Below are 12,326 nucleotides of genomic sequence, written 5' to 3'. Positions count from 1 at the left end.
GGTTCTACTGTGGGAGCTGGCTTGCCTGCGATGGCATCCCCTCGGTCTGCCGAGAGACCGAGTCGCCCGCATCGCAGGCAAGCCAGCTCCCACACAAGCCAGCTCCCACAGGAACCAGGCCAGCCGTTATTTGATCATCGGCAGGTTCAGGCCCTGCTCCTTGGCGCAATCGATGGCGATCTGGTAACCGGCATCGGCGTGACGCATCACCCCGGTGGCCGGGTCGTTGTGCAGTACGCGGGCGATCCGCTCAGCCGCTTCATCGGTGCCGTCGCAGACGATCACCATGCCCGAGTGCTGGGAGAAGCCCATGCCCACGCCGCCGCCGTGGTGCAGCGAAACCCAGGTCGCGCCGCTCGCGGTGTTGAGCAAGGCGTTGAGCAGTGGCCAGTCGGACACGGCGTCGGAGCCGTCCTGCATGGCTTCGGTTTCGCGGTTGGGGCTTGCGACCGAGCCGGAGTCGAGGTGGTCACGGCCGATCACTACGGGTGCCGACAGCTCACCGCTGCGCACCATTTCGTTGAATGCCAGGCCGAGCTTGGCGCGTTGGCCCAAGCCAACCCAGCAGATACGTGCTGGCAGGCCCTGGAAGCTGATGCGTTCGCGCGCCATGTCCAGCCAGTTGTGCAGGTGCGCGTCGTCCGGGATCAGCTCTTTGACTTTGGCGTCGGTCTTGTAGATGTCTTGCGGGTCACCCGACAGCGCAGCCCAGCGGAACGGGCCGATGCCACGGCAGAACAGCGGGCGGATGTAGGCCGGTACGAAGCCTGGGAAGTCGAAGGCGTTTTCTACGCCTTCTTCCTGGGCCATCTGGCGGATATTGTTGCCGTAGTCGAAAGTCGGGATGCCTTGTTTCTGGAATTCCAGCATGGCTTTGACGTGCACGGCCATCGACTGCTTGGCGGCCTTGATCACGGCAGCCGGCTCGGTTTTGGCGCGGGCGCGGTATTCGTCCCAGGTCCAGCCGGCAGGCAGGTAACCATTGAGTGGGTCGTGGGCGCTGGTCTGGTCAGTGACCATGTCCGGGCGCACGCCGCGCTTGATCAGTTCCGGCAGGATTTCGGCCGCGTTGCCCAGCAAGGCGATGGAGATGGCCTTGCCTTCCTTGGTGTATTTGGCGATGCGGGCCAGGGCGTCGTCGAGGTCGGTGGCTTGCTCGTCGACATAACGGCTGGCCAGGCGGAAATCGATGCTGACCTGCTGGCACTCGATGTTCAGCGAGCAAGCGCCAGCCAGGGTCGCAGCCAACGGCTGAGCGCCGCCCATGCCGCCGAGGCCGGCGGTGAGGACCCAGCGGCCGGTGAGGTCGCTGTTGTAGTGCTGGCGGCCGGCTTCGACGAAGGTTTCGTAGGTGCCCTGCACGATGCCCTGGCTGCCGATGTAGATCCAGCTGCCGGCGGTCATCTGGCCGTACATGGCCAGGCCCTTGGCATCCAGTTCGTTGAAGTGTTCCCAACTGGCCCAGTGCGGCACCAGGTTGGAGTTGGCGATCAGCACGCGCGGGGCGTTGCTGTGGGTCTTGAACACGCCGACCGGCTTGCCGGATTGCACCAGCAGGGTCTCGTCGTCATTCAGGTTGGTGAGGCTCTCGACGATCTGGTCGTAGCACTCCCAGTTGCGCGCCGCACGGCCGATACCGCCGTACACCACCAACTCTTTCGGGTTCTCGGCCACTTGCGGGTCGAGGTTGTTCATCAGCATGCGCAACGGTGCTTCAGTCAGCCAGCTTTTGGCGGTGAGCTTGTTACCGCGGGCGGCACGGATTTCGACGTCACGGTATTTAGTAGGCTTGGCTTTCGAAAAATCGGTCACAGCTGGACTCCTCGGCATGATGCGCGAACATTGATGGTGCGAAGGAGAGTCTTACGCACACATCTTTACTTGTATGTACAAGCATATGCAATCAAGCGGCCAACTTGGTGAGAGAGCGGGTGAGATTTTTTTGGGAGGTGCGTGAAAGCCTCGGAAATTAAGGCTTTGAGGCTTGGTGAATTTTCTTACAGAGGGAGTTTGCGGACGAGGACATTGTTCATCACTGCCAGGCATTGCGCCAAGCTGGGGCGTTCGGTAACAAATTGGTGCGCGGCTGGAAACAGCTCTTATGAGCAATGAAAAGCAAATGTGGGAGTTGGCTTGCCTGCTCCCACAGTTTTTTAACCGCGTGCGGTCAGTTCGATTACGCAGCAGCGGCCGGTGACAGAAATATCCAGCAGGTCATTGTTACCGTCGATTTGCAGGCAATCGTGATGGCCGAGCTTTTCACCCAGCACCTTCACTTCATCCGCCACACTGAACACCAACACCGTGTGCGCCGTGCTGAAAAACCGCTGCACACCATCCATCCACTGCAACCGTGCGTGGTAACGCTCAGGCGAATAAATCAGGTTGAAATCGCGTATCGGCCCGGTGATCAAGCGGCAGGACACTTCACTTTCACCCTTGAACGCAAACGGCTGCAGCGGTAACAGCCCGCGCTGTTCCTCGCCATCCACGGTCAGAACCATGCCCGCACCTTTGATCACGGTGATCACACGCTGGTAGCCGGCAAAGGTAGAAAACCCACCCGATTCGGCTATATCGGCAATCGACAAGCGCCAGCCAAAGCCATCCAGGCCAGTGCCTGCGTCACGGGTGATTTCTTCGGTGCTGCCGCCGCCGTTTTTCCATGGCATGCGGATGTAGTCGGCGGCGCGCCAGACTTTCACTTCACTCATTTACTGAAACGTCCTTCCAGGCTATGACGGGAACCGGGGTGGATCAAACGCGCGGCGGTCACCGGCTGGCGGCCGGACCAGGTGCGGCGGCGAATCAACAGGCAAGGCTCGCTCGGCTCGATCTGCAACAGCTTGCACTCGGCGGCGTCGGCGAGGATGGCTTCAACCACATGCTCGCCCTCGGTCAGTGGTGCGACCTGGTTGAGGTAGGCGTACGGCGTTTGCTGGGTGAAATCCTGCTGCAAGTATTCCGGCGCAACCAGAGCGTTGACGAAGCGGTCTTCGATTTGTACGGGAATGTCGTTTTCAAAGTGCACGATCAACGAGTGAAACACGCGGCCGCCTTCGCGCATTTCCAGGGCCACAGCACGTTCGGAGCCGGCGGCCTCTTCGCCCAGGTGAATAACCTGGCAGGTATGCCGATGACCGCGGGAGGCGATCTCATCGGCAATGTTGTGCACTTCAAACAGCGCCGATTGGCTCTTGGGCTCGGCGACGAAAGTGCCAACGCCCTGCATGCGCACCAGCAACCCTTCGGCGGTGAGCTCACGCAGGGCGCGGTTGATGGTCATGCGGCTGAAGCCTAACTGGCTGACCAGTTCGCTCTCGGACGGCACGCGGTAATGGGGCGGCCAGTTGCCGTTGAGAATCTGCTGGCTGATCATCTGTTTGACGCGGGCATACAAGGGCGCCGGACTTTCGTCCATGTGGGCAGCCAGCGAAGACTTGGCGGGCGGAGTCGGCACAGGGAATCCTTGCAGGGGGAAAAGATGCATAGATTGCCGGAGTTTACCGAGCAGGCAAACGTCTGTATATGTATATACAAATAAACACACGACCGGGGTGCCTTGATCATGTCCGCTTTCTTTGCCGAACGCGCGCTGCTGCCTAATGGATGGGCCAACGATGTACGCTTTGAAGTCAGCGCCGATGGCGTGCTGACCCAGGTTGAGCCCAATGCCAGCGCAGACAACGCCGAACGGCTCAGAGGCCCGGTTTTGGCGGGCATGCCCAACCTGCACTCCCATGCGTTCCAGCGCGCCATGGCCGGGTTGGCCGAAGTGGCCGGCAACCCGAATGACAGCTTCTGGACCTGGCGCGACTTGATGTACCGCATGGTCAGCAAGATCACCCCGGAACAACTGCAGGTCATCGCCCGCCAGCTTTATATCGAGATGCTCAAGGCCGGTTACACCTCGGTGGCCGAGTTTCATTATGTGCACCACGACGTCAGCGGCCAGGCGTATGCCGATCGCACGGAGCTGTCGCGGCAGATCAGCCAGGCGGCCGCCAGCAGTGGGATTGGCCTGACATTGCTGCCAGTGCTCTACACCCATTCCGGCTTTGGTGGCCAGGCGCCGAATGAAGGCCAGCGGCGCTTTATCAACAGCACCGAAGATTACCTGGACCTGCAAGCACGCCTGAAGCCCATTCTGGCGGCGCAGCCAGCGCAGCAACTGGGCCTGTGTTTCCACTCATTGCGTGCCGTCACACCCGAACAGATCAATGAGGCGCTGGCCGCCAGCGACAAGGCTTGCCCGGTACACATCCACATCGCCGAGCAGCAAAAAGAAGTCGATGATTGCCTGGCCTGGAGCGGCAAACGCCCGCTGCAATGGCTGTATGACAATGTTGAAGTGGATGAACGTTGGTGCCTGGTACACGCCACCCATGCTGACGCCGATGAAGTCACGCGCATGGCCAAGAGCCGGGCAATCGCCGGCTTGTGCCTGACCACCGAAGCCAACCTGGGCGACGGGATTTTCCCGGCGGTGGATTTCCTCGCTCAAGGCGGGCGTATGGGTATCGGTTCCGACAGCCATGTGTCACTGAGCGTGGTGGAGGAGTTGCGTTGGCTCGAATATGGCCAGCGCCTGCGGGACCAGCGGCGCAACCGCCTGTATCGCAGTGATCAACCGATGGTTGGCCGCACGCTGTTCGATGCTGCACTGGACGGCGGCGCCCAAGCGTTGGGGCAGCCGATTGGTCGATTGGAAGTCGGCAAGCGGGCAGATTGGATTGTGCTGGATGGCAATGACCCGTACCTGGCGACGGCAACCGAGGATGGCATCCTCAATCGCTGGCTGTTCGCCGGTGGTGATCGCCAAGTGCGCGATGTGCTGGTCAACGGCAAATGGGTGGTGCGCGATGGGCATCATGCTGGCGAAGAAGAAAGCAGCCGGGCGTTCACCCAAGTTCTGAGGAATCTACTCGGCTAAAAAACAATGCAAAACAAATGTGGGAGCTGGCTTGCCTGCGATAGCATCACCTGGGTGTAACTGATACACCGAGGTGTCTGCATCGCAGGCAAGCCAGCTCCCACACAAGCCAGCTCCCAATTCAAGCCAGCTCCCACATTGGATTGAGGGTGACCTCAGGTTACTGCGAGGTCTTCGCCATCTGCTTGTCCGACGTGCGGAAGATCAGTCGCGTCGTGTCATACCCTTGCTGGCGCGCCCTGCTCAGCAGGTCTTCGCGGGTGTCGGCGCTCACCGTCGGTGTGCGCGACAAGATCCACATATAACGCCGGCTCGGGCTACCGACGATGGCGGTCTTGTAATCATCACTCACGTACAGCACCCAATAATCGCCCTTGGCGACGCCTGGCAGCAGCGCGGTGAACCAGTTATTGAATTCCACCCAGAGCTTGTCGGTCTTGCCCGGCACTTGCGGCGTGGCCGTGCCCTTGGCTTCTTCCCACTTCCACTCTGTGGTCAGGCAGCGGTTAAACACCGACATATCGCCATCCGGCAGCAGGGTGTAGCGAGCCTCGGACTGCGCGCAGTTACGCTGGAAGTACATCGGCAATCGGGCCAACTCATACCAGGTGCCCTGGTAACGCTTGAGGTTGACGTTGCTCGCGGTCTTGGGTTGCAGATCATCGCCAGAATGGCTGGCGCAGCCCGCCAAAAACAGACTGGCGCAAAGAAACAAAACAAAACGCATCATTCTTCTTCTCCCGCAGGCTCGCGCCCCGGTTTACTTCAGGCCTTGCCCGGAAAACATCAGAACTTTGTCACCGGCGTACTGCACGCTGATAAAGCTGTTTTTATCGCCCCACGTGCAACTGGACATGCCCAGCGCACCGGAACAATCGGTCGGCTTACCCAGCAACGACTCCACCTCGGCCTTGGCCATGCCAGCCGACAGCTTCGCGTAATTTTCTTGATTGACCTTGCTGCACGCGGCTAACAGCACGCAAAAAGCCAGCAGGGAGAGACGGCGTAAAGACATGGAAAAGCTCCTGGAGAGACAAAGCAGCTGGGGTATCTGCCAGAAGCTTAGAAGGGAAAAGAGGTGTCTGGTTCCCGATGGGCAAAAACAAAAAAACCCCGAAAACGCTGAAACGTTTCGGGGCTTCTTCTCATTCAAAACTTCAAGTCTTGAATGCTTCTGTGGCGAGGGAGCTTGCTCCCGTTCGGGTGCGCAGCGCCCGCAAGCTTTTTGGGGCCGCTTCGCAGCCCAACGGGAGCAAGCTCCCTCGCCACAGAGGTTTACTTCTTGTGATAAGCCGTCACACGCTCAACTTCTTCCTTCGAGCCCAGGAACACTGCCACACGCTGGTGCAGGCCTTCCGGCTGGATGTCGAGGATGCGCTGGTGGCCGTCAGTGGACGCGCCACCTGCTTGCTCAACCAGGAACGACATCGGGTTGGCTTCGTACATCAAGCGCAGCTTGCCCGGTTTGGAAGGTTCGCGGCTGTCACGTGGGTACATGAACAGGCCACCACGGGTCAGGATGCGGTGTACGTCGGCAACCATCGCAGCGACCCAGCGCATGTTGAAGTTCTTCTTCAACGGGCCTTCTTCGCCGGCCATCAACTCGCCCACGTAGCGGGTCACAGGCTCTTCCCAGTGACGCTGGTTGGACATGTTGATCGCAAATTCCTGGGTGGAAGCAGGAATGGTGATGTCTTCGTGGGTCAGTACGAAGCTGCCCATTTCGCGGTCCAGGGTAAAGCCTTTGACGCCGTCACCCAGGGTCAGCACCAGCATGGTCTGCGGGCCGTAGATGGCGTAACCGGCAGCAACCTGTTCGGTGCCTGGCTGCAGGAAGGCCTTTTCGTTCAGGGCTTCGTTCTGGCTCAGGTATTCGTTAGGGCAACGCAGTACCGAGAAGATAGTGCCGACCGGTGCGTTGATGTCGATGTTGGACGAGCCGTCGAGTGGGTCGAACACCAGCAGGTACGCGCCTTTCGGGTATTTGCCCGGGATCTGGTAGGCATTGTCCATTTCTTCGGACGCCATGCCGGCCAGGTGGCCACCCCATTCGTTGGCTTCGAGCAGGATTTCGTTGGAAATCACGTCGAGCTTCTTCTGCACTTCGCCTTGGACGTTTTCAGTGCCCATGCTGCCCAGAACACCACCCAGTGCGCCTTTGGACACGGCGTGGCTGATTTCCTTGCAAGCACGCGCCACCACTTCGATAAGGAAGCGCAGATCGGCAGGCGTGTTGTTGCTGCGGGTCTGCTCGATCAAATAGCGACTCAGGGTAACGCGGGACATGGAAGGCTCCGGAAAATGGGGGGCTTAAAAACCCGCGCAGTTTAACGCGAGTCGAGGGTTATTTCCTCTAATCAGAGGATTTAACCCCAATAGAGTTCACGGCTTGGCCGCCGGTGCACGCAACAAACTGTAGGCCATCGCCCCTAGCGCCGCTACACCCAGCAGGAGCACGGCCCACAGGCCGAGTTTCTTCCAGTCGGTGCCCGCTTCGGGTGAAACGGCAATCACAGGCGATTTGACCCTCACGTCGCCTGTGACCGTGGCCTGCCCCAAGGTCTTGATACGCTCGGCGCTGTAGTCGGGAATCAGCGTCGACAGCGGCAAGTTAGCGGCCTTTACCGACGGGTTGCCCAACGCCAGGGTAAACGGCGGCTCGCCCCGCGCCAGGAACACCAACTGCGTGGCGCGCACAGCAAAACGCAATGCCGGCGCTTCCACGCCCAGGCCGCCGCCGCGCTCGTCCACCTGCAACTTAAGTTCGCCCACGGCCACGCCTGGCAATTGCAATTCATCCTGCACCACGTCCTGGCCGTTCTGGGCCAGGCGATACAACAAGCCATTGCTCAAAGGCTGCCAGGCTTGATTGGCTTCCCGCCGCCCCGCCAACGTCACGGGCGCCAGCGTGTTGGGCTGCTTGAGCTCGACGCGCAAGCGCTCCACATGCAGCCCCGTCGGCAACTGCCAGCTGTATTCACCCGCCTTGAGCCGCGTACCCGACAACGGCTGCGACCACACCAAGGGCATTGGCAGGCTGCTGCTGGTGGCGCTCACAAGCTTGGCCGAGGTCAGCGTCGGCGCGGCCTGGCCTTGCCACAGCAGGCGCAGGTAACGCGCCGATTGCCCCGGCAGGCTCACGTCATGTTGCTCAACCCGCTCATCGGCAAACGATAGGCGCGCCACCTGGCCATCGCCCCAGGGTTCCCAGTGCTGCAGGTCATCGCTGGCTTCAATGCTGAAACGCTGGAAGCCATCCTGTTCGCGACTCCAGTCCAGGCTCAGTTGCTGCAACGGCGCCTTGATCGCGCTGGCGTCCAGTACCCAGCCACGCAGCACCTGTTTGCCGGCCTTGGACGGGCGCACTTCCAGCAGCGTGCCTTCGGCGGTGGATTTCATCACCACGTCCGGCACACTTTGGCGGGTGTCGGCGGCGTACAACGGGAACCACTTCACGTCGGCCACCGTGCGGCTTTCGGTGCGTTGCGCTGATTGGCGCGACAACGCGTAAGCCTGGGGCTCGCCGGCGGCGTTGAACACGCGCACATCACCAAGATCTGCCTGGCGCGCGCTCAATTGCACCGACAGCGGCAACTCCAGGCGATACCAAGGCCCGTTGCCACTTACCGCCAACGGCACCTGTGTGGTGAAGTCGGCGGGCGTTTCTTGCGCCCACGCCGACAACGTCGAACACATGCCCAACGCGATCACGCTCAACTTACCGATCAAGAGGATGCTCCTTCAGTTTCCAACACCGGCTCGGCGCGTTTGGGCGGCAGCGGTGCGAAGTAACCCACCACCAGCAACAGCCCGCCCACACCAATAAACGATACGATCCGCGCCAGCCCGCCACGGTTGCTCAGCTCGACAAAGAACAGCTTGGCGACCACCACCGCAATCAACGCCGCGCCGATCAGCCACACTTCGCGACGATGGCGCAGGTGGCCGCCGATCATCAGGCCCAGGGCGATCAGGGTCCAGACCAGCGACAGGCCAGCCTGCACCCACATGGACGCCAGCAAGGCATCCAGTTGGAACGGCACGCCCGCCCAATGGTGGGCGGTGCGCATCACCAAGGCCGTGAAGAAGGCAAACAGCGAAGCACCTGCGACACCTTGGGCGATCAGTTCAGCACGCGGCCCGCGCTGCGGCGCCACGCTGCGCGACCACAGGTAAATACCCAGCAATGCGAACAGCAGGCCCACGTCCAACGGGTTGAGCAATGGCACGTACGGCAGTGGTTTCGCCGTGCCGTCGCTGAAGATGTTCGCCAACCAGAACCAGCCGAGCATCAATACCGCCAGCGGCAACGCGGCCAGCACACGGTATTCACGCGGGTTTGCCGACACCGGCCACGGCCAACTGCGCGGTGCCGCCGCCAGCACCAGGTACAGGCTTGGCAGAATCGCCCAACCCAGCCAACGCCAGGCGTTGTACTCACTCGACAGCAGCAACAGGCCGTAACGCAGCTCCAGCGCCAACACACCGATCAACATCCAGCAGCCGAACACATGAGCGATGCTCAATACCTTGCCCGGCACCACCGCCGCCAAACGGCGCAGCGCGATAAAATGCACCACAAACACCGCCAACCACGCCAGCCAGCCGTAATGCGCTGCCGGGTGGTAGTAATCATGGGCAGACACCAGCAACACCACGCCCGCCGCCGGCATCAGCAAGGCGCACAGCATGCCCAGAGATGCCCAGCGTAAACGTGCGGCCAACAGCGCCCAGATCGCCACGCTCAGCGCCGCGATGCCGAGCAGAAATGCGCCTTGCAGCGCTTGCGGGATAAACCGCAGCACTTCGCCGATCAACGCCAATGCCCACCAGGCCGCGCCCCACACCAACAGCAGGTCGGACAGGCGTTGCAATTTCAACACGTCAAACACCGGCGCCTGCGACTCACGTTGCAAGCGCCAGGCGCCCACCATTGCCGCCAGGCCCAGCACCATCGGCGTCCAGAAAGCGCTGTGCGCCAAGGGCCGCAAGCCCTCGCTGTTCAACGGCCCGAGCAACTGCGGCACCGCCAACAAGAACGAAGCACCACCGATCAGTTGCAGCAGCAAACCAAACACGAAACTCACGCGTTGTTGCAGGTACAGGCTCAACCAGATGATCAGCAAGCCACTGGCCGCCCACACGCCGCTGGCGCTTTCCCATGGCAGCACAAACAGCACCGCAAGGTTGATCAGCACCAGACCCGCGAGCAGCACCACCGACAAGCCACGCAGCAGCCGCACATCGCTGCGCACCATGTCATCGCGCGCCGCCATCAGCATGCCGCCGACCAACGCCAGGCCGATCAGCGAGGCGGTCAACAAGCCGGTCCAACCGGCACTGAATACCGCGGCCCCATCACCGCCCTGCAAGCGCAGGAGGAACAACACCCCACCGAGCAATTGCACAGCAAAGGCAGTGAACAGGAAGGTGCGCGAGCCAATGCGCAGGCCGACAAACAGCGTCAGCAGCCCGGCGATTGCCCAACTGATGGCGGTGCCTTGGGTCAGCAACAACAAGGGTGCAAGCAGGTACAAAAAGGTCAATCCCAGGCTCGCCAGCACGGGCAGGCCGGTGCGCTCCCATTGCGCCGCTTGTTCGGTCGATGCCTTGCGCAACTGATCGAAGCTGAACAACAGGGCCGCGCCCAGCAACAGCGCGCCCAGTGGTGCACCGTTGAGCAAGGTCAACTCGCCAACGCGCAGTTCGCTGAGGAACGCCAGCGCTGACCCCAACTGTAACAACAGGCCAAACGCACGAGCCAACGGCCGCTGCTGACGCAAGCCAAGCCAGAAGATCCCGGCGCCCTCCACTGCCCAGGCCGCCGCCGTCCAGCGCGCGTCGAGGCCCAGCGGAATCGCCAGGCTGGCAAAGATCACGCCCAGCGCCAGGCAAGTTTCGGCCAGCAGCAAGGCGCGCCCGCCACTCAGCATCCGCGCCAAGCCCATGTAGATAAGGCCTAAACCGAGTGCACTGAACGCGGCGGCAAACTCCAGGTGCTGCACCACGGCGAACTGCAAGCCAAAGCCTACCAACGGCGGGCCGAACAGCATGCTGCCATCGACATAATCACCCTTGGCCGCCGACCAGCGCAGCAGCGCCTCACGGCCTTCGGGGGCATCGCCCACCTCCTGCAGCTTGCGGCGGGCGAACAACAGGCCGACGGCCAGGTACATCAGGAAAAACAGGATCAGGAACGGCTCGGTGCTCCACAGCAGTTCCGGTGTGTAGGAGCGCATGCCCCAGGCGAAGCCTATGCCGAAGGTGCCGACAAATCCGATCAGGTTGAGCAGACGCCAGGCCTTGAACCACGCGATGGCCAGAATGCCGGCGTTGAGCAATGCAAAGTAACTGAACAGCGCCACATGATTACCGGCGCCGGTTGAGGTCAGAATCGGCGCGGCAAACCCACCCAGCGCCGCTGCGCAGGCCAGGCCGAGGGCATCCTGGGTGATCGCCAGGATTGCCGAGAACACCGTGACCGCCACCAGCAGGCCGAGTGCCGCGCCTGGGTCGATCAACGGGTGCAGGCGCATCGCAGCAAACACCGTCAGGTACAACACGGCAATCCCGGTACCCTGCAGCATCAGCCCGTAATTGCTGTTGCGCAGCCGTAACCACCAACCCAGGCCCAGCAGGCCGATGGCGGCAGCGGCAACCCCGGCGTAACGCAGTTCAATCGGCACCACCACGCCTTCGGTGGCATAACGCAGCAAGAAGGCCAGGCCAAGGAACAGCAGCACCACGCCAACGCGCAGCACGGTGTTGCCGCCGAACAGCCAATTGCGGGCGCCGCCGATGGCGCGCTCGATCAGGTTGGGGCCGCGGGGGATGGCAGGTTCTTTCGGTTTTGGTGCTGGGGTCCAGACGTCCTCCGGCAGTGGCTGGCTCGCCTCGGCCATCACGGCGACGGGCGCCAGTTCGGTGGGCAGCTCCCAAACAAGTTCGGGCTTGGCAACGGCAGGTGCAGGTTCAGGGATGGGGGCTTCGACAATCACGCTGTTTGTAGGCGCAGGCACTTCCAGTTGCCGCAGGCGCTCACCCAGGGCTATCAATGCCTTCTGCGTGGTCTCTAACTGAAGCGCTTGCTGGTCTGCCTGGGCGGACAGCCTCGACAGGCGAATCGCCTGACCAATGCCCAAGCCCAATAGCGCACCGAAGCCGGCATCGGTGAACGACTCATCGAGTGTCCAGCCGAGCACCAGGCCAATCAGCATGAAAATCCATTGCATGGTCGATATCCCTAAGCAGCCCGAGGCGGGCAAACCGAGGCCTAGTATATCGACGCAAAGCTAATGTGGGAGCGGCTTTTGTGGCGACCAGGCCATCACCCTTTCGGCTGTCTCTTATCCCCCTCTCCGCGCCCACGCGACCAGCCGCGTAAGCTCGTATG

Annotated in this window: 9 protein-coding genes; 1 reads left to right on the top strand and 8 read right to left on the bottom strand. The window is 61.6% G+C overall.

Going from position 1 to position 12,326, the window contains the following annotated elements; translation table 11 throughout:
- Nucleotides 1-126: 126 nt before the first annotated feature.
- The 3 genes from hutU to hutC form a co-directional block, all read right to left on the bottom strand.
- Nucleotides 127-1,830, bottom strand: a complete 1,704-nt coding sequence (hutU, locus tag GIW28_RS02010) for a urocanate hydratase (protein WP_050547752.1) — start codon at nucleotides 1,828-1,830, stop codon at nucleotides 127-129.
- Between the two features lie 323 nt (nucleotides 1,831-2,153).
- Nucleotides 2,154-2,714: a HutD/Ves family protein gene (locus GIW28_RS02005; RefSeq protein WP_236445681.1), complete on the bottom strand. Its 561-nt coding sequence runs from the start codon at nucleotides 2,712-2,714 to the stop codon at nucleotides 2,154-2,156.
- The gene (gene hutC / locus GIW28_RS02000; RefSeq protein WP_017738808.1) at nucleotides 2,711-3,421 is read right to left on the bottom strand and encodes a histidine utilization repressor; all 711 of its coding nucleotides are present in this window, start codon (nucleotides 3,419-3,421) and stop codon (nucleotides 2,711-2,713) included. Before hutC ends, GIW28_RS02005 begins: the two co-directional genes overlap by 4 nt.
- Nucleotides 3,422-3,568: 147 nt before the next feature.
- Here hutC and GIW28_RS01995 point away from each other — a divergent pair, with 147 nt between their 5' ends.
- Nucleotides 3,569-4,933, top strand: coding sequence for a formimidoylglutamate deiminase (locus GIW28_RS01995; RefSeq protein WP_236445679.1), 1,365 nt, complete (start codon nucleotides 3,569-3,571; stop codon nucleotides 4,931-4,933).
- A 160-nt stretch (nucleotides 4,934-5,093) separates the two neighbouring features.
- Here the strand turns inward: GIW28_RS01995 and GIW28_RS01990 are convergent, their stop codons facing one another.
- The 5 genes from GIW28_RS01990 to GIW28_RS01970 form a co-directional block, all read right to left on the bottom strand.
- Nucleotides 5,094-5,663 (bottom strand): lipocalin family protein, encoded by a 570-nt coding sequence (locus GIW28_RS01990; RefSeq protein WP_017138620.1) that lies wholly within the window; start codon nucleotides 5,661-5,663, stop codon nucleotides 5,094-5,096.
- A gap of 30 nt (nucleotides 5,664-5,693) precedes the next feature.
- Nucleotides 5,694-5,948: a hypothetical protein gene (locus GIW28_RS01985; RefSeq protein ID WP_017138621.1), complete on the bottom strand. Its 255-nt coding sequence runs from the start codon at nucleotides 5,946-5,948 to the stop codon at nucleotides 5,694-5,696.
- 260 nt (nucleotides 5,949-6,208) lie between these two features.
- Complete coding sequence (locus GIW28_RS01980; protein ID WP_003237460.1) at nucleotides 6,209-7,219, bottom strand: class 1 fructose-bisphosphatase; 1,011 nt, start codon at nucleotides 7,217-7,219, stop codon at nucleotides 6,209-6,211.
- A gap of 96 nt (nucleotides 7,220-7,315) precedes the next feature.
- Complete coding sequence (locus GIW28_RS01975; RefSeq protein WP_236445717.1) at nucleotides 7,316-8,659, bottom strand: DUF3999 domain-containing protein; 1,344 nt, start codon at nucleotides 8,657-8,659, stop codon at nucleotides 7,316-7,318.
- Nucleotides 8,659-12,165: a DUF2339 domain-containing protein gene (locus GIW28_RS01970; RefSeq protein ID WP_236445652.1), complete on the bottom strand. Its 3,507-nt coding sequence runs from the start codon at nucleotides 12,163-12,165 to the stop codon at nucleotides 8,659-8,661. Before GIW28_RS01970 ends, GIW28_RS01975 begins: the two co-directional genes overlap by 1 nt.
- Nucleotides 12,166-12,326: the final 161 nt, after the last annotated feature.

The organism is Pseudomonas sp. PA-5-4B (genome assembly GCF_021606215.1).
GTDB lineage: Bacteria > Pseudomonadota > Gammaproteobacteria > Pseudomonadales > Pseudomonadaceae > Aquipseudomonas > Aquipseudomonas edaphica.
This window is presented reverse-complemented; position numbering and strand designations above follow the sequence as displayed.